Source organism: Arthrobacter sp. zg-Y1219 (assembly GCF_030125545.1).
Taxonomy (GTDB): Bacteria; Actinomycetota; Actinomycetes; order Actinomycetales; family Micrococcaceae; genus Arthrobacter_B.
In genome coordinates, this window is record NZ_JASKLY010000003.1 from 186,047 (window position 1) to 203,856 (window position 17,810).

Genomic DNA, 17,810 nt, shown 5'->3' on the forward strand with positions numbered 1-17,810 from the left:
GGCTCACCCGGACCAGACGCACCCGGACCCGAACCAGACTCACCCGGCCCTTCCTCACCCGCACCCCTCGGAAAACTGCGTGCCGGTTTCGACATCTGCGGGCCTCAGACCGTGATCAGCGGCAGCAAGGCGGCAAGCATGGCTTCACCGATGCCGGGCACCGCATCAATGTCCTCCGGACGGGAGAAGCTGCCGTGGTCCTCGCGCCAGGCAATGATGCGTTCGGCAATAACAGGCCCAACCCGGGGCAGGGAATCGAGTTCCTGCAGCGAGGCAGTATTGATGTTGAGCAGCCCAGCCCCGCCGCCCGCTGCTGATCCAGATCCCGTCCCTGATCCACCGGTGCCGGTGCCGGCATCGGCCCCGCTGGCCGGTCCCTGCGGCGGCGGTACGGCAGCCTCTCCCACCCGGGGCACGACGACCATCATTCCGTCCTGCAACGGCGCCGCGAGATTCACGGCAGTGAGGTCTGCCTCCGGCATCACTCCGCCTGCGGCGTCCACCGCATCAGCGGTCCTGCTTCCGGACGGCACCCGCACCACGCCGGGATGCGTCACGGCCCCGGCGACGTGGATTACCAGCACTGACGGAACAGGAGATTGCCCTGGGGCACCATTGGCTGGATCACTGCGGGTGCCGACGTCCGCTCCGGAGCCCTGTTCGTCCTCCTGGTTCTGCCCGTGTGCCTGGTTTTGTCCCTGATCTTCGGTGCCGGATGTCTGGTCCTCGGCGCCCGAGCCGGAGCCTGAGCTGTCTGCAGCACCATCCCCGTCTGAGCCGTCCGGATCCGACCCGTCCAGGTCGAGCTCGACGCTGCTGATTTCAGCAGGAGTGCCACCGCCTTTAAAAACCGCCAGGCCGGTGGCCACTCCGATCAGCAGGCAGACGGCAAGGACCGCGGCGCGAAAGGACAGGAGCCATCGCCGCGGCGGACCTGACGGGACCCCCGGGCCAGTACCGATGCCATCGGGGGCTTCGGACATGCCGGGAGTTTTGGGGGCCTTCCCTGCTTCATCAGGGTGATCGTCTTTCAGCCACGATGCCGAAAGCCTCGGGGCGGAGGGTGCGGTGTCCCAGCGGTGTTCTGCCATGCCCTCACGCTAGGACGGCAGCGCACGGTGGGGGCGGGAACATTCATCGCTGTGAGTTAGGTGCCCTGCCGTGTAGCCGCTGCGGAACCTGTGCAGGGCAGAACTGCAGGGTAGAACGAAGAGCACTCGGCCCGTGCCGGATTATGCCGACGGGCGGCCCGGCCCGGTTCCGCCACCAGATCCCGGTCGAGTTCCAGCCTCAGGCCCGGCGCCGGGGCCCGCACCCGGTTCCGGCGGAGGCACCGGTGATTCTCCGGCTATCGCCACAGCCAGCACGCCCAGCCCGGCGTGCGCGGCCAGCACGGCGGGCAGCGAACAGATCATCAGTTCCACATCGGGCGAAACGTCGGTGATGGTCCCGGCCAGGCGCTCGGCTTCGCCCTCGTTGCCGAAGTGGTGCACGGCAACGCGCACCCGCCCGGTCCGGGCGGAAATGTCCTGCTGGACCAGTTCGGTCAGCCTCAGGAGGGCTCGCGGAGCGGAACGCACCCGCTCCAGCGGCACGATCCTGCCCTCACGCACCACCAGGATCGGCTTCACGGCGAACAGGGTGCCGATCCAGCCCGCGGCTGCCCCGACGCGGCCGCCGCGGCGCAGCTGTTCGAGGCTGGGAACGTAGAAAAGGATGGTGACGGAGCGGGCGGCCGCCCGGGCCGCCGCAGCCACAGACTCAACGGATCCGCCGTCGCGCGCGGTTTCCGCTGCGGCGACGACGGCGAAACCCAGGCCCATGGCCACGCTGGAGCTGTCGATGACGGTCACGGGGATGGCCGCCGAGCGCGCCGCGAGCCGGGCGGAATCCACAGTTCCGGACAGGTGGCCGGACAGATGCAGTGACACCACTGACGAGCACCCGGCCGCAGCCAGCTCCGCGTAGGCAGCTTCAAACTGCCCCGGCGACGGTCGCGAGGTCCGCACTTCTGAGCCTTGCGCCAATGCCAAAGCGAGGGCACCGATCATGCGGTCGGTGCCCTCGCCGTAAATCTGGTCGCCAATCATGACCGGCATGGAAACCACCCGCACCAGGTCAGTGACTGCTGCGGAAGCGGCCCAGTTTTCGGGCAGCGCGGCGGCGGAGTCGGTGACCACGCCGACCCGGGGCGCGGGGGCGGCTCCGGCTTCGCGGAGCCGCCCCCGTTTCGCTCGCTGGCTCAGCTTTTCCAGCCAGTCCGCGTTCATCTTTCCCCCGTGCCGCTTGCCCGTTGTTGCCTGCCTGGTCTGTCCGTCCGTGCGCCAGCCTACGCCGGAACGACGTTCACGAGCTTCGGCGCGCGCACGATGACGGTGCGGATTCCGCGCCCGTCGAGCGTCTTCTGCACCGCTTCCGAAGCCAGCGCCAGTTCGCGCAGGTCGTCTTCGCTGATGTTGGCGGGCACCTCGAGCCGGTCGCGGACCTTGCCCTGGACCTGGACGACGGCGGTGACCGTGTCCTGGACCAGCAGGGCTTCATCGACTGCCGGCCAGCCGGCGTTCGCCACCGAGGCCGGGCGGCCCAGCAGGGACCACAGGTCCTCGGCGGTGTACGGGGCGAACAGGCTCAGGATGATCGCCACGGTCTCGGCGGCCTCGCGGACCGCGGGATCCGCACCGCCGACGCCGGAGTCGATCGCCTTGCGGGTGGCGTTGACCAGTTCCATGGTCTTGGCCACGACCACGTTGAACTTGTTGTTCTCCAGCAGCTCGGTCGCGTCGGCAATGGTCCGGTGCGTCAAGGCGCGCAGCTTCTTGTCGCCGGCGGTGAAGTCGACGCCGGGTTCACTCGTCACGCCCTGGCCCAGGCGCCAGGCCCGTGCCAGGAACTTGGCCGAGCCCGACGGCGAGACGTCCGCCCAGTCGACGTCGTCCTCCGGCGGGGAGGCAAAGATCATCGTCAGGCGCACGGCGTCCACGCCGAACTTGTCCAGCTGCTGGCTCAGGTCCACGCCGTTGCCCAGCGACTTGGACATCGCCTTGCCGCCGTTGAGGACCTGGCCCTGGTTCAGCAGGGAGCTGAAGGGCTCGCTGGCTTCCAGCAGGCCCATGTCGTGGACCACCTTGGTGAAGAAGCGTGCGTAGAGCAGGTGCAGGATGGCGTGTTCCACGCCGCCGACGTACTGCCCCACGGGCATCCAGTTCTTGGCGGCCTCCGGGTCGAACGGTCCGTCGGTGTAGTGCGGGGAGACGAAGCGCATGAAGTACCAGGACGAGTCCACGAAGGTGTCCATGGTGTCGGTGTCGCGCTTGGCCGGGCCGTCGCACGTCGGGCAGGACACGTTGACCCATTCATCCACCGAGGCCAGCGGTGAGGTGCCCTTCGGTGCCAGTGCTTCGCCGCGCAGCCCGGTGGGCAGCGTAACGGGCAGCTGGTCATCCGGTACCGGAACCTCGCCGCAGGTTTCGCAGTGAATGATCGGGATCGGGGTGCCCCAGAAACGCTGGCGGGACAGCAGCCAGTCGCGCAGCCGGAAGTTGACGAACTTCTCGCCGGTGCCCTGCTCCTCGAGCATGGAAATGGCGGCCGGGATGGCTTCGGACTTGGGCAGGCCGTCCAGGGTTCCGGAGTTGATCAGGGTGCCCTCGCCGGTGGTGGCGGTGCCGGAGACGGACGGATCCTCTTCCCCGGTGTCCAGGACCGGGCGGACCGGCAGGTCGAAGGTCTTGGCGAAGTCCAGGTCGCGCTGGTCGTGCGCGGGCACGGCCATGATTGCGCCGGTGCCGTAGTCGGCCAGCACGTAGTCGGCGGCCCAGACGGGCAGCTTCTCGCCGGTGAGCGGGTTCACGGCGTAGCGGCCGGTGAAGACGCCGGTCTTGAAACGTTCGGTGGACTGGCGCTCGATGTCGGAGAGGGCCTTGACCTGCTCGCGGTAGTCCAGCAGGGCGTCCATGTGCTCGTCGGTGGTCAGCTCCACGGCCAGCGGCGCGTCCGCGGCGACGACGAAGAACGTTGCCCCGTACAGGGTGTCCGGGCGGGTGGTGAAGACGGTGACCTGCTCGGCGGGCTTGTCGCCGTCGGCCTCGATGTTGAACCGGACGTGCGCACCTTCGGAGCGGCCGATCCAGTTCTTCTGCATGGCCAGCACGCGCTCGGGCCAGTGGCCCTTGAGCTGGTCCATGTCATCGAGGAGGCGGTCGGCGTAATCCGTGATCTTGAAGTACCACTGGTTCAGGGACTTCTTGGTGACCTGGGTGCCGCAGCGTTCGCAGGCGCCGTTGACGACCTGCTCGTTGGCCAGCACGGTCTGGTCCTTGGGGCACCAGTTGACCGGGGAGTTCTTCCGGTAGGCCAGGTTCCGCTCGTAGAAGCGCTTGAACAGCCACTGGGTCCAGCGGTAGTACTCGGGGTCCGAGGTCTGGATCCGGCGCGACCAGTCCACACTGATGGCGTAGCGCTTGAATGACGCCGCCTGGGTGTCGATGTTGCGGTAGGTCCAGTCGCTGGGGTGGGCGTTGTTCTTGATCGCCGCGTTTTCGGCGGGCAGGCCGAAGGAGTCCCAGCCGATCGGGTGCAGCACGTCGTATCCGAGCTGGCGCCAGTAGCGCGCGACGACGTCACCCATGGCGAACGCCTCGGCGTGGCCCATGTGCAGGTCGCCGGAGGGGTACGGGAACATGTCCAGCACGTAGCGGCGTTCCTTGGAACCGTCGTCGGCGGGCTTGAACACGCCGAGCTCATCCCAGACCGCCGGCCACTTCTGCTCGATGTCCGCAAAACTGTAGACGGCCTCTTCAGACTCATCCGTCTGTGACTGCGTACTCACTGTTGTCGCCTCTGTCCTCAAAGAAATCCTGTTGATCCGCGGTTGCCGGTCCGTGCCGGTCCCGCCGCTTAAAACTCAAGTTCCTGACGCTCTCCCCCAGACACACAAAAGCCCCTCGGCAAGCAAGGGGCTTGGCCGCGCACGGACGGTGCGCGGCTACCTAAGGAGGAGGGAAACGTTCATCTTTCCACTTTACAACAGCACCGCCCGTACACCAGCCGAACCGCGGGCGGGGAAACTGCGGGCCGCAGGCAAAAGGTACGACGACGGCGGCAGCTGTCCTGCGTGTGCCGGTTCCTTCGCCTTGCGTATCTTTGCGGGGCGTCCGTGCGTCTACCGGATAGGACGCCCTGGGGCAGTTACTGCTTGCCCTGCCGCCGCGGCGGCATCCCGGGCGGCACGGAAGGCCAGGAACGCCTCACGGCTGGTGTACGTGGGGGCAAAGCCGAAGTCTTCCTTCAAGGCCGTGTTGTCCAGCACCGGGCGGTAGCGCAGGAACCGCAGTTGTTCCGGTCCGTGCACGGTCAGCTTCAGCCGGCGCCCCAGCCACAGGGCCGCCGCCAGCACCGGGCCGGGAACCGTGAGGGTTCCCCGGCCCAGCAGTGCGGCGATCTCGCGGACGGTCAGGGCGCCGTCGCCTGCCACATTGAAGATGCCGCTGCGCCCGGTCACCACGGCGCGGACCATGGCGTCGGCGACGTCGGTGTCCCAGGCAAAGACAAACGGGGACTCACTGCCCGCAACCCGCAGCAGCCGCGGCGCATCGAACAGTGCGGTGATCTGGTTGCGGACCTGCTCCCCCAGGATGGTGCCGATGCGGAAGATCGTCTGTTTCAGCTCCGGATGCTCCTGCCGGCAGCGGGCCAGCTCCTCCTCGACCAGGCGCTTGTGGCGGCTGTAGGCAAACTCGTCGTTGCCGCGCAGCGGATCGTTTTCCCGCAGCCACGCCGGGTTGTCGGGGTGGTAGCCGTAGGCCGCTCCGGAGGAGGAAATGACCACATGCCTTACCCCCGCGTCGATGCAGGCCGCCAGCACGTTCCGGGAACCGGTCACATCCACCCTGAACTCCTGTTCGCGGGTGGTGTCCTTGCCCGGATTCACGATCGCCGCCAGATGCACCACGGTGTCGATCCGGCGCTCCGCCAGCAACCGGCCCACGTCGGGGGAACAAACATCGGCCAGGGCGTAGTGAACGCCGTCGAGGCGGCGTTCGGCGGCGGGTTCCCTGATGTCCAGGGACAGGACGTGGGAAATCTGCGGATGCTCCAGCAGCCGGGCCACCACCGCGCTGCCGAGGAAGCCGTTGCCGCCGGTGACGCAGACCCGGCTCACGCGGTTCCCTCCCGGGCTGTGGTGCCGGCAGCACCGCCAGCGCGGACGGCTTTCCGGGCATCCCGCCGCCGCCACCAGGTGGCCAGCAGCAGGCCGGCCAGAATGTCCCAGATCCCCCACCAGGCGGCGATCATGGCCATGCCGCCCAGCCCGGCGAAGAAGGTGAGGGTCAGGCCCAGCCCCAGCCCGGTGTTCCGGGCCCCCACCTCGAAGGCGAAGGCCCTGCGGTCCGGTTCCCCCAGCCGGGCTGCGGCGGCTGTCCAGTAACCGACGGCCAGGGCCACGGCGTCATGCAGCAGCACCACCAGGAAGATGGTGCCGAGGTGCTCGCGCAGCGGTCCCAGGTTGCTGGCCGTGCCGGAGACGATGAACACCAGCAGCGCTACCAGGCCCACCCGCTGCACCCACGGCAGGGCCTTGGCGGTCAGGGCGGGGAACCGACGGGCCAGCGGCATCCCCACGGCAAAGGGAACCCCGATGATCAGCAGCACCTGGACCAGCATCTCTGCGCGGTTCAGGGAAAAGTCCCGCATCAGGGCGTCAGTGGCCGGGTTCAGCGACGCCCAGAGCGCCACATTCAGCGGCATGACCACGATGGCCACCAGGTTGGATACCGCGGTCATCGACGCTGACAAGGCAACATTGCCTCCGGCCCGGTGGGTCAGCACATTGGAGATTCCGCCCGGCGGGCAGCACGCCACCAGGATCATGCCCAGCGCGATCGAGGCTGGAACCTTCAGCAGCAGGGCAAGCCCGACGGTGACGGCGGGCAGGAGCAGGTATTGGGCGCCGATGCCCAGCACCACCGCCTTGGGATGGCGGGCAACGGTTCGGAAGTCAGACGGGCGGACCTCCAGGGCGATTCCGAGAATGATCAGGGCCAGGACCGCGTTCAGGACGATCAGCGAGGCTGGGGTGAAGCTCAGTACGACGTCGTCAATGGGCATCCGCGCCCACCTCCTGCCGCGCCGGCGCCCCATTCTTGCCGCCGGGGTGGTCCGGCGGGTCAAGGAGCGCCAGGTGGGCGGCCAATTGGGCCCGGTAGGCATCCTTGTTGACGTAGTAGCTCATCCGGTCCAGCCCAAGGTACTTGTAGCCGCCGGTCATGTCAGGTGACGGTCCGGCCAGGGCCTTCCGGAACCCGGCCGCGCGCTGGGGCGCACGGGCCTGCGCGGCGAGGTAGGCGGCTGCGAGTTCGGCCTGCCGGTAGCGGCCCTCCCAGCCCAGCCCGGAGGCTTCCACCATGCCCACCACCATCAGGTTTTCCGCCTGCCGGCTGAACATGTTCAGGTACAGCGACGGCGACGGGCCGGTCCAGCCCAGCTGGGCCCGATCCAGGAAGGGGTAGGAAAGGACGTAGCCGGTGGACAGCAGCACGAGGTCGTAGTCTCCGGAAGTGCCGTCGCGAAAGTGCACTGTGTGACCGTCGAGCCGGGAAACGTCCGGCATGACCCGGAGGTCGCCGTGGCCCAGGTGGTGCAGGATCAGCGAGTTGACCACCGGATGCGATTCGTAGATCCGGTAGCCCGGGTCGGGGAAGCCAAAGCGGCGGGGGTCGCCGGTGAACATCCGCAGCAGCCGCTTGTCGATGAACTGCTTCAGCGGCCGGGGCAGCGGACGGCCCCGGTTCAGTGTGTCGGCGGGCCGGCCGAAAATGTACTTCGGGATGAAGTAGTACCCGCGGCGGACGCTGATGTCCACGGCCGCGGCATGGTGCACGGCGTCCACGGCAATGTCGCAGCCGCTGTTGCCCGCACCCACGACCAGAACGCGTTTGCCGGCCAGCTCGGCGGGGTTTTTATAGTGCGCCGAGTGCAGGATCTCGCCGGCAAAGGTGCCCGGAAACTCGGGCACGAAAGGAGTGTGCAGCGTGCCGGTGGCCACAATCACTGCCCTGAACCTGGCGCTGCCCTCCCCGTCCGCGCTGCGCCAGGACACCTGCCAGCCGCCGTCGTCCTCCGTGGCGCAGGTGATCTGCGTCCCGAACCGGATGGAGCCGCGCAGCCCGAAATGGTCCGCGTACCCGCGGAAGTACTCCCTCAGGTGCCGGTGCCCGGGATAGTCCGGGGTGCCCGCGGGCATCGGATATTCCGCGAACTCGGTGGTGGTTCTTGACGAAATGAGATGGGCGGATTCATATACGGTGCTGGACGGATTCTCGATGTTCCAGAGTCCGCCCACATCGGTGTGCTGTTCAAAGCCGACAAAATCCAGCCCCCGGCGGGACAGCGCCCGCATGGCCGCCAACCCGCTGGGTCCTGCTCCGATGACCGCCACCGGCAGTCCCCCGCGTCCTGCCGTAGGTTCCAACACTCATTCCCGCTTTCGTGACCTGCATCACCTTTGATGCTGCCAGCACGCTACGACAAAGGGCAGGAAGGGTCAAACACCGCCCCCGGCCGGTTGCCGCCGGGTTCTGCGCGCGGACGACGAAGGGCCCCGGCGAAAATTCGCCGGGGCCCTTCAGTCCTGCCGCTGCAGCAGTCCTACCGCTTAAGCAAAAGCGCTTACAGCACGTCCTCGTCGACCCAGTCGAAGGTCTTCGTTACGGCCTTGGACCACAGCCGCATCTGACGGTCACGCTCGCTGACCTCCATCTGCGGAGTCCAGCGGGTATCTTCGGCCCACTTCATGGCCAGCTCATCGGTGTCGTTCCAATAGCCCACGGCCAGTCCGGCTGCATACGCGGCGCCCAGGGCCGTGGTCTCGACGATCTTGGGGCGGACCACGTCCACGCCGAGGATGTCCGCCTGGAACTGCATGAGCGCCTCGTTGGCGACCATGCCGCCGTCGACCCGCAGCTCGGTGAGCGGCACGCCGGAGTCGGCATTGACGGCGTCGAGCACCTCGCGCGTCTGGAAGGCGGTGGCCTCCAGCGCGGCGCGGGCGATGTGGTTCTTGTTGACGAACCGGGTCAGGCCCACGATCGCGCCGCGGGCGTCGGAACGCCAGTGCGGAGCGAACAGTCCGGAGAAGGCCGGCACAATGTACACGCCGCCGTTGTCCGTGACCTCGGTGGCGAGGGTTTCGATCTCCGCGGCACTCTGGATCATGCCCAGGTTGTCGCGCAGCCACTGGACCAGCGAACCGGTGACGGCAATTGAGCCTTCCAGTGCGTAGACCGGCTTGGCATCGCCCAGCTGGTACGCCACGGTGGTGATCAGGCCGTTCTCGGAGCGGACGATCTCCTCACCGGTGTTGAAGATCAGGAAGCAGCCGGTGCCGTAGGTGTTCTTGGCAGCACCCTGGCTGAAGGCAGCCTGGCCGAAGGTGGCGGCCTGCTGGTCGCCCAGGATTCCGGCGACGGGGGTTTCGCGCAGCAGCTGCGCGCCGTGGACGGTGCCGTACACCTCGGAGGAGGACTTGATCTCCGGCATCATGGACATCGGCACGCCGAAGTCCTTGAGGATTTCCTCGTCCCAGGTCAGGGTCTCAAGGTTCATGAACAGGGTGCGCGAAGCGTTGGTCACATCGGTGATGTGGACACCGTTTTCCGTGCCACCGGTGAGGTTCCAGACAATCCAGGAGTCGGTGTTGCCGAAGAGCAGGTCTCCGGCCTCGGCGCGCTCACGTGCGCCTTCCACGTTGTCCAGGATCCATTTGATCTTGGTGCCGGAGAAGTAGGTGGCCAGCGGCAGACCCACCCGTTCCTTATAGCGGTCCAGGCCGCCGTCCTTCGCCATTTCGTTCACCGTCGGCTGCGTGCGGGTGTCCTGCCAGACAATGGCGTTGTACACCGGCTTGCCCGTGGTCTTGTCCCAGACCACGGCGGTTTCGCGCTGGTTGGTGATGCCGACGGCGGCGATGTCGTGCCGCGTCAGGTTCGCCTTTGACAGCGCGGTTCCCACAACTTCCCGGACGTTTGTCCAGATTTCCTCGGGATCGTGCTCCACCCAGCCGGCACGCGGGAGGATCTGCTCATGTTCCTTCTGACCGGTCGAGACGATTTCGCCGTCGTGGTTGAACACGATGGCACGGCTGCTGGTGGTGCCCTGGTCAATGGCAATGATGTAGGTCGGGTCAGGCATGGTTGGCTCCTTTTACTGCTGGACGGACGGGAGAGCACGGGAACAAGCCGCCGTGCTGAGGGACTTAGACGACGGGCATCGGAATGCCGTTGAAGACCAGACCTGCCAGCGAGCCGCCGATGATGGGGCCGACAATCGGCACCCAGGCATAGGCCCAGTCGCTCTTGCCCTTGTTGGGGATGGGCAGCAGGGCATGGACGATGCGCGGGCCGAGGTCACGTGCGGGGTTGATGGCGTAGCCGGTCGGGCCGCCGAGGGAGGCACCGATCGCAAGCACCAGAAGGCCCACCGCGAGGGGGCCGAGCTCATTCGGGGTCCCGCCGAACGCGAGGATGACAAACACCAGCACAAAGGTGCCGATGACTTCAGTAACAACGTTCCAGCCGTAGGAGCGGATCGTCGGGCCGGTGGAAAACACGCCCAGGATGTTCGCCGCGTCGGGTTCATCGTCAAACTGCTTCTTGTACGCGAGCCAGGCCAGCACGGCCCCGAGCATTGCGCCCAGCAGCTGCCCGGCCAGATAGACCATGACTGAGGCGAAACTTGTTTCCACGCCGGGAGCCAGGTCTGAGCCGTTGAAGATCAGGCCCATGGTTACCGCGGGGTTAAGGTGAGCGCCGGACTGAACCGCCACGAAGACACCTGCGAAAACGCCAAGACCCCAGCCGAAGTTGACGAGAAGGAAGCCTCCGCCGTTGCCCTTCGTCTTACTCAACGCCACATTCGCGACCACGCCGCAACCAAGCAATATGAGTGTTGCCGTTCCTGCGAACTCACTGAGGAATACCTCACCGAGAGTCACCATTGACTTCTCCATCCTTCTGATCAGGTTTACCGGCTGATGTTTTAGTCGGTCTGAACAACTCTGTCATGACTCTGCCCCCCAACCAGACACGCCGGCATCGCCTGCGCACTGCCTACTTGCGCAGTATTGCGGTCTTGCACTAGGCAATCAAGGACTCCCCCGTAAACGCAGTTGGCGACCCGGAAAACGCAGGGATCTGCCGCCTCAACCCGGCCCCGGCGACCGGCGGACGGGCTCGGATTCAACCGCCGGGCGCCATCCTCGGTAGAGTCAACTGCATGGAACCAGCCCCCAAACTGACCCTCAATAACGGCGTTTACCTTGACCAGGTGGGCTATGGCACATACAAGGTCCCCGCCGCAGATGCAGCCGGCCTTGTCACCGACGCCCTCGCCGCCGGATACCGGCACATCGACACCGCTGCCCTGTACGGAAACGAGCAAGGTGTCGGCGAGGCTATCCGCACCTTCACGGCCTGCAGCGGCGTTCCCCGCAACGAGATTTTTCTCACGTCCAAGGTGTGGAATTCGGACCAGGGTTACGACCGAACGATGCAGGCGTTCGAGGATTCGATGGCCCGGCTGGGCCTGGACACCCTTGACCTGTACCTCATCCACTGGCCCTGCCCCGAGCGCCGGCTGTTCGTGGAGACCTATCGGGCGATGGAGGAGCTTTACCGTGAAGGCCGCGTGCGGGCCATCGGCGTATCCAACTTTCAGCCGGACCACTTGGCGCAGCTGATGGATGCCGCTGATGTCGTGCCGGCGGTCAACCAGGTCGAGCTGCATCCCTGGCTGCAGCAGCACCGGCTCCGCGCCGTGCACGCCGAGCTGGGCATATGCACGGTCGCTTGGAGCCCGCTGGGGCGCGGCGCCGTCCTGTCCGATCCGGTGATCACGGCCATCGCCGTCGAACTCGGGGTGTCTCCGGCACAGGTGATCCTGCGCTGGCAGGTGGAACAGGGAAACGTCGTGATTCCCAAGGCCAGTTCGCCCGGGCGCATGGCCGAGAACCTGGACGTCTTTTCCTTCAAGCTGACTGCGGGCCAGCGGGCCGCCATTGCCGGCCTGGACCGGAACCAGCGCTCGGGCTCGCATCCGGACGAGGTGAACTAGTGCGCACCGCAGCTGAAGACAGCAAGGCAGCCGGCGTAACGTTCGCCCGCCGCGCGGAGGAACGGACTTTTACCGTGGACGGCATGCTCCAGCGATGCTGGGATTTTGCCCCCGTGCCGGAGGGCTCCGGAGCCGCGAATCCGGACGGAGACGACGCCGCCGGCCGGGACGCGGCTCCGCCGATCTTCATGGTCCATGGCTTCCGCGGCGACCATCACGGACTGCTGCGGATTGTCGAGGCGCTGCCCGGACACCGCGTCCTGGTCCCCGATCTGCCCGGTTTCGGACGGGGCGAGCCGCTGCCGGGACCGCACGACGTCGGAGCCTACGCCGGGTTCGTGGCAGCGGCGCTGGAGGGCGGGGTCCCGGGCCTGGGGTCCGACACCGTTCTGCTCGGGCACTCCTTCGGCTCCATCATCGCCTCCAAGGTGGCGGCCGAACGCCCGGAACTGATCAGCGAACTGGCGCTGGTGAATCCCATCTGCGAGCCGGCGCTGGAAGGACCCAAGGGCATCACCAGCAAAGCGGCCGAACTCTACTACCTGTCCGCGGCACGCTTGCCGGAGCGGCTGGGCATGGCCCTCCTGCAGCACCCGGCCATTGTGCGGGGCATGAGCATCTTCATGGCCAAGACCCGCGACCCGGCGCTGCGGCGCTGGATCCACGGCCAGCATCGGGCCTACTTCAGCGCGTTTGCCAACCGGGATGTCGTTCTGGATGCGTTCCGGGCCTCGATTTCCTCCACCGTCCGTGACACCGCCGCGCAGCTGGACATGCCGGTGCTGCTAATTGCCGCGGAACGCGACGACCTCGGATCAGTGGCCGGTCAACGGAAGCTCGCCGCACTGATTCCGGACGCGGAGCTGCACATCCTGCCCGGCGTCGGGCATCTGGTGCATTACGAGGCTCCCGCCGAAGCGGCGGCGCTGATCACCGATTTCCTGCAGCGGAGGCACCCGTGAGCCTGCGCATCGCAGTGGACGCCCGGTTCACCCGGACCGACCAGCACGACGGCATCAGCCGGTACGGCGCCTCCCTGATCGAGGCTCTCGCCGAAAACGGGGGCTCCGCTGAAAAGGCGCAGGTGCTGATGCTGATTTCCGACGAGCGGCAGCTGGCGCTGCTGCCGGACCTCCCTTGGATCAAGCTCAACAGCCCCCTCTCCCCCGCCGAGCTGCTGGTCGCCTTCCGCGTCAACCGGCTGGGCGCCGACGTCGTCGTCTCACCTATGCAGACCATGGGCAGCTGGGGGCGGAAGTATCCGCTGATCCTGACCCTGCATGACCTGATCTATTACTCGAATCCGACGCCGCCCGGTTTCCTGCCGCTGCCCGTGCGGGCTTTGTGGCGGCTCTATCACCTGGCGTACTGGCCGCAGCGGCGTCTGCTGAACCGGGCCGACGTCGTCGCCACCATCAGCGAAACCACCCGCTCGCTGATGGCCCGGCACCGGCTGACCAAACGTCCCGTGCGCATCGTCGGGAACGCGCCGCAGCCGGGCACTACCGTCCGGAATCCTGCACAGGCGCCGGAAAAGACGCTGCTCTACATGGGCTCGTTCATGCCGTACAAAAACGTGGAAACGGTGGTGCGCGGCATGGCGCATCTGCCCGGCTACACGCTGCACCTGCTCAGCCGGATTTCCCCGGACCGGCGGCGCGACCTCGGCGCGCTGGTGCCGGACGGCAGCGAGGTGGTGTTCCACAACGGCGTTTCCGAAGAGGAATACGCGGAGCTGCTGCGCTCGGCCACCGCACTGGTGACGCTGTCCCGTGCGGAGGGCTACGGCCTGCCGATGATCGAGGCAATGGCAGCCGGCACCCCGGTGGTGGCCAGCGACATTCCGATCTTCCGCGAGGTCTCCGGCGGAGCTGCCCTGCTGACGGATCCGGACAGCCCGGAGGCGTTTGCCGCCGCTGTCCGCGAGCTGTCCGAGCCGGATCGCTGGCGCCGGATCTCCGAGGCGGGACTGCGCCGGGCGGCGGAGTATTCCTGGGAGACCTCGGCGGCCCAGCTGCTGGACGCTGCCGCCGAAGCGGTGCGGCTGTTCGGGGAGCGCCGGCCGGCCTCCCGCTAGGCCTGCAGGGTCACGACCATCTTGCCCTTGTTGGCACCCTTCATCAGATCGATGAAGGCCTGAGGAGCATTCTCCAGCCCGTCGACGAAGGTCTCGTCGTAGCTGACCGTGCCTTCACTGAGCCAGCCGGACATCAGCGCTGCGAACTCATCCGCGTACTGGTTGTAGCTGCCGACGATAAAGCCGCGCAGGGTCAGTTCCTTGCCGATGGCCAGCGCCAGGTTGCGCGGTCCGGTGGGTGCCTCGGTGGTGTTGTACTGCGAGATGGCGCCGCACATGGCGATCCGGCCAAACTTGTTCATCACCGAGATGGCGGCTTCGAGGTGGTCGCCGCCCACGTTGTCGAAGTACACGTCGATGCCGTCGGCACCGGCTGCTTTTTTCAGTGATTCCTTGACCGGGCCGTCGTGGTAGTTGAACGCCTCGTCAAAACCGAGGTCCAGCAGGTGCCGGACCTTCTCATCGGAACCGGCGCTGCCAATGACTTTCTTGGCGCCCAGGGCCTTGGCGATCTGGCCGACCAGGGACCCGACGGCGCCGGCGGCACCCGAGACAAAGACGACGTCGCCTTCCTTGAATTCCGCCACCTTGGTCAGTCCGGCATAGGCGGTCAGCCCGGTCATGCCGAGCACCCCCAGGTAAGACGTCGCCGGAGCCAGGGCCGTGTCGATGACCCGGGCACGCTTGCCGTCGAGCACGGCGTAGTCGCGCCAGCCCAGGCCGTGCAGCACGAAATCACCGGCACTGTGGTTTTCAGAGCGGGACTCGAGAACTTCACCAATCGCGCCGCCGTCCAGCGGTGCATCGACCTGGAAGGGCGGAACATAGGACTTCACATCATTCATGCGTCCGCGCATGTACGGGTCCACCGACATCCAGCGGTTGCGGACCAGGATTTGGCCGTCCTCGAGCTTTGGCACGGGCACCTCGGCAAGCCGGAAGTTCTCGTCGGTGGGCCAGCCCTCGGGGCGGGAGGCCAGCTGGATTTCGCGGCTGGTCTGAGGAGCGTTCGTCATGAAGTGCCTTCCTTTGTGGGCCCGGAGGCCCGGTGGGGATTAAAGATTGTCTCTGGTGGGCGTCCGTGCCGCTGCCTGCAGCGCCCCGGTCACCTTGGCGAGTGTCTCCTGCAGCGCCTGCAGCTCTTCCGGTTCCAGTCCCGCGGCTTCGGCAATCCGCTGCGGCAGCGGCAGCGCCTGCTCCTGCAGGGCGCGGCCCTCGTCCGTCAGATGAACCTCAACGCGGCGTTCGTCGGCGGCGGAGCGGTTCCGGCGCACCCAGCCGGCGGCTTCAAGGCGCTTGAGCAGGGGCGAGAGGGTGCCGGAATCGAGCTCCAGCGAGCGGCCCAGGTCCCGGACGCTGGCGCCGTCGTTCTCCCACAGGACCGTCATCACGAGGTACTGCGGATAGGTCAGGCCCAGCTGATCCAGCAGCGGCCGGTACACGGCGGTCGCCGCGCGGGACGCCGTGTACAGCGAGAAGCAGACCTGGCGATGGAGGGAATCACTCATGCCCCGACGTTAGCTCACAATTTAGTTGTACACAACCGATCGCGGATGCGGGTCCGGTCTCCTGCCGGCGATTCGGTATTTGCGGAGCGGGATTGACCGGTAAACGCTCCGGGTGCAAAGTCAGCAGCATGGCATCGTCTCCGGCAATCCGCACCGAGAACCTGTTGGTGCGGCGCAGCGGAACCGCGGTCCTGAACGGCCTGAGCCTGACCGTCCCCGCGGGGCAGGTCGTGGGCCTGCTGGGCCCCAGCGGCAGCGGCAAAACCACCCTGATGCGCACCGTCGTCGGAACGCAGAAAACCTCGGGAGGCACCGTCACCGTCCTTGGCAACCCCGCCGGCAGCCCGCAACTGCGCCGCAAGGTCGGGTATCTCGCGCAGGGGCCCGGCGTTTACGACGACCTGACGGTGGCCGAGAATCTGCGCTATTTCGCCCGCATCGTGGGAGCGCCCGACACCGACCCGGAGCGGGTGATCGGCGAAACCGGGCTGGAACAGCAATCCCGGCGCCTGGCCGGGAGCCTCAGCGGCGGCCAGCACAGCCGCGTCTCACTGGCTGTTGCCCTGCTGGGTGCGCCGGAACTGCTGGTGCTCGACGAACCGACGGTGGGACTGGATCCCGTGCTGCGGCGTGATCTGTGGAAACTGTTTGCCTCGCTGGCGGAGCGCGGCGTGAGCCTGCTGGTCAGCAGCCACGTCATGGACGAAGCCAGCCGCTGCGCCCGCATCCTGCTCCTGCACGAGGGCCGGCTGCTGGCTGACATGACGCCGCCGGAGCTGCTGGAGAGCACGGGCACCACCGATGCCGACGCCGCTTTCCTGGCCCTGCTGGGGGCGGCATGAATCCGGGCCTTGCCCTGGCCACGGCGCTGCGGGTGCTGACGCAGATCCGGCATGACCCGCGGACGGTGCTGCTGCTCCTGCTGGTTCCCAGCCTGCTGATCGGGCTGCTCTCCTGGATCTTCGAAAACACCGGCGTTTTCCAATCCGTTGGCCCGGCGCTGCTGGGCCTGTTTCCGTTTGTGGTGATGTTCCTCGTCACCAGCATCACGACACTGCGGGAACGGCGCTCGGGCACATTGGAGCGGCTGATGACCCTGCCCCTGGGGAAGTTCGATTTCATCACCGGCTACACTCTCGCCTTCGGCCTGCTGGGAACGCTCCAGTCCCTCATCGCCTGTGCCTATGCCGTCTGGATCTGCGGACTCGAGGTCGCCGGCAACACCTGGCTGCTGCTGGCGGTGGCGGTGCTCGATGCCGTGCTGGGAGCCACCCTGGGCCTGTTTGTCTCGGCCTTTGCCGCCTCGGAATTCCAGGTCATCCAGTTCATGCCTGCCCTGGTCTTTCCGCAGATCCTGCTGGGCGGAATCTTCATTCCGCGCCCCCAGATGCCGGACGCGCTGGAGGCGGTCTCGGACTGGCTGCCGCTGTCCCACGCCGTGGAAGCCCTCAACCTGGTTTCCGGCGGCACCGGATCCACGGCGGAGATCCTGCGCGAAATCGGCATCCTGGCGGCTTTCGCCGTCGCCTTCGTGGTGCTGGGAGCGATAACGCTGCGCCGCCGAACTCCCTGAGCGCCGGGCTCAAGCCGGGCCCAGCCGGCCGCTTTGCGCGGGACTTTGGCCATCGATTTTTTTACCCGCCCCGCCCAGTTCTAAACTGCTGATATTCAGCTTAGGTCTCCGGCATGGCGAGGGAGTTGATACTGATGGTTTTCCGGTTCGATCCGGCACCGGGATTGGACCTCTTCGATCCGCTTTGCGGCAGCCCGGGGGCAGCCGACGACAGCGACATTCCCGTGGATCTCTACCGCGAGGGAGACCACTACATCGTGAACGCCGACCTTCCCGGCCTGGACCCCGGCTCCCTGCATCTGGACGTCGAGGGGCGGCTCCTGACCGTCAGCGGGCACCGCACCCTGCGCGACCTTTCCGGAGCCCGGTGGCTGGTCCGCGACCGCCGCCGCGGCCTCGTCCAGCGGCAGATCCTGCTGGGCAGCGACATCAATGCCGCCGGCATCAGCGCCCGCTACGACTGCGGGATCCTCAGCCTGTATCTTCCGGTGGATCCGAATCACCGCCGGCGGAAGATCCCGGTGCAGTACGGCTGACCCGCGGC

At 67.0% G+C, this 17,810-nt stretch carries 16 protein-coding genes; 6 read left to right on the forward strand and 10 right to left on the reverse strand.

What is annotated here, in order from left to right; all coding sequences use genetic code 11:
- Positions 1-104: 104 nt before the first annotated feature.
- The 8 genes from QNO00_RS02035 to QNO00_RS02070 all read right to left on the reverse strand — a co-directional run bounded on the left by QNO00_RS02035 (position 105) and on the right by QNO00_RS02070 (position 10,990).
- Positions 105-983 carry a helix-hairpin-helix domain-containing protein gene (locus QNO00_RS02035; protein ID WP_284023460.1) on the reverse strand — a complete coding sequence of 293 codons (879 nt, stop codon included), beginning with the start codon at positions 981-983 and terminating at the stop codon, positions 105-107.
- Positions 984-1,232: 249 nt separating this feature from the next.
- Entirely contained in the window at positions 1,233-2,270 is a 1,038-nt protein-coding gene (locus QNO00_RS02040) for a DegV family protein (protein ID WP_229965588.1), read from the reverse strand.
- A gap of 59 nt (positions 2,271-2,329) precedes the next feature.
- The gene (leuS, locus tag QNO00_RS02045) at positions 2,330-4,828 is read right to left on the reverse strand and encodes a leucine--tRNA ligase (protein WP_502862973.1); all 2,499 of its coding nucleotides are present in this window, start codon (positions 4,826-4,828) and stop codon (positions 2,330-2,332) included.
- A gap of 333 nt (positions 4,829-5,161) precedes the next feature.
- Positions 5,162-6,160 (reverse strand): SDR family oxidoreductase, encoded by a 999-nt coding sequence (locus tag QNO00_RS02050; RefSeq protein ID WP_284023461.1) that lies wholly within the window; start codon positions 6,158-6,160, stop codon positions 5,162-5,164.
- Positions 6,157-7,107 carry a bile acid:sodium symporter family protein gene (locus QNO00_RS02055; protein ID WP_284023462.1) on the reverse strand — a complete coding sequence of 317 codons (951 nt, stop codon included), beginning with the start codon at positions 7,105-7,107 and terminating at the stop codon, positions 6,157-6,159. The genes QNO00_RS02050 and QNO00_RS02055 overlap by 4 nt, the downstream gene beginning before the upstream one ends.
- A complete protein-coding gene (locus QNO00_RS02060; protein WP_284023463.1) occupies positions 7,097-8,470 on the reverse strand; it encodes a flavin-containing monooxygenase in 1,374 nt (457 codons plus the stop codon). Before QNO00_RS02060 ends, QNO00_RS02055 begins: the two co-directional genes overlap by 11 nt.
- A gap of 197 nt (positions 8,471-8,667) precedes the next feature.
- Positions 8,668-10,188, reverse strand: a complete 1,521-nt coding sequence (glpK, locus tag QNO00_RS02065; protein ID WP_229965581.1) for a glycerol kinase GlpK — start codon at positions 10,186-10,188, stop codon at positions 8,668-8,670.
- Positions 10,189-10,252: 64 nt separating this feature from the next.
- Complete coding sequence (locus QNO00_RS02070) at positions 10,253-10,990, reverse strand: MIP/aquaporin family protein (protein ID WP_229965785.1); 738 nt, start codon at positions 10,988-10,990, stop codon at positions 10,253-10,255.
- 281 nt (positions 10,991-11,271) lie between these two features.
- On the opposite strand from QNO00_RS02070, the gene QNO00_RS02075 reads away from it, so the two are divergent.
- From QNO00_RS02075 to QNO00_RS02085, 3 genes are read left to right on the forward strand one after another with little or no spacing between them, the layout of a single operon-like run.
- Positions 11,272-12,108, forward strand: a complete 837-nt coding sequence (locus QNO00_RS02075) for an aldo/keto reductase (RefSeq protein WP_284023464.1) — start codon at positions 11,272-11,274, stop codon at positions 12,106-12,108.
- Positions 12,108-13,070 carry an alpha/beta fold hydrolase gene (locus QNO00_RS02080; protein WP_284023465.1) on the forward strand — a complete coding sequence of 321 codons (963 nt, stop codon included), beginning with the start codon at positions 12,108-12,110 and terminating at the stop codon, positions 13,068-13,070. Before QNO00_RS02075 ends, QNO00_RS02080 begins: the two co-directional genes overlap by 1 nt.
- 2 nt (positions 13,071-13,072) lie before the next feature.
- Positions 13,073-14,185 (forward strand): glycosyltransferase family 4 protein, encoded by a 1,113-nt coding sequence (locus QNO00_RS02085; protein ID WP_284023549.1) that lies wholly within the window; start codon positions 13,073-13,075, stop codon positions 14,183-14,185.
- Here QNO00_RS02085 and QNO00_RS02090 read toward each other — a convergent pair.
- Together QNO00_RS02090 and QNO00_RS02095 are read right to left on the reverse strand one after the other, a co-directional pair.
- Positions 14,182-15,201 (reverse strand): NADP-dependent oxidoreductase, encoded by a 1,020-nt coding sequence (locus tag QNO00_RS02090; protein ID WP_284023466.1) that lies wholly within the window; start codon positions 15,199-15,201, stop codon positions 14,182-14,184. The two genes, QNO00_RS02085 and QNO00_RS02090, sit on opposite strands and share 4 nt — an antisense overlap.
- Positions 15,202-15,240: 39 nt before the next feature.
- Complete coding sequence (locus tag QNO00_RS02095) at positions 15,241-15,693, reverse strand: MarR family winged helix-turn-helix transcriptional regulator (protein ID WP_229965574.1); 453 nt, start codon at positions 15,691-15,693, stop codon at positions 15,241-15,243.
- Between the two features lie 128 nt (positions 15,694-15,821).
- On the opposite strand from QNO00_RS02095, the gene QNO00_RS02100 reads away from it, so the two are divergent.
- The 3 genes from QNO00_RS02100 to QNO00_RS02110 all read left to right on the forward strand — a co-directional run bounded on the left by QNO00_RS02100 (position 15,822) and on the right by QNO00_RS02110 (position 17,802).
- Positions 15,822-16,535, forward strand: coding sequence for an ABC transporter ATP-binding protein (locus QNO00_RS02100; RefSeq protein WP_229965572.1), 714 nt, complete (start codon positions 15,822-15,824; stop codon positions 16,533-16,535).
- Positions 16,532-17,266: an ABC transporter permease gene (locus QNO00_RS02105; RefSeq protein WP_284023467.1), complete on the forward strand. Its 735-nt coding sequence runs from the start codon at positions 16,532-16,534 to the stop codon at positions 17,264-17,266. Before QNO00_RS02100 ends, QNO00_RS02105 begins: the two co-directional genes overlap by 4 nt.
- A gap of 134 nt (positions 17,267-17,400) precedes the next feature.
- Positions 17,401-17,802 (forward strand): Hsp20/alpha crystallin family protein, encoded by a 402-nt coding sequence (locus QNO00_RS02110; RefSeq protein WP_284023468.1) that lies wholly within the window; start codon positions 17,401-17,403, stop codon positions 17,800-17,802.
- Positions 17,803-17,810 lie beyond the last annotated feature (8 nt).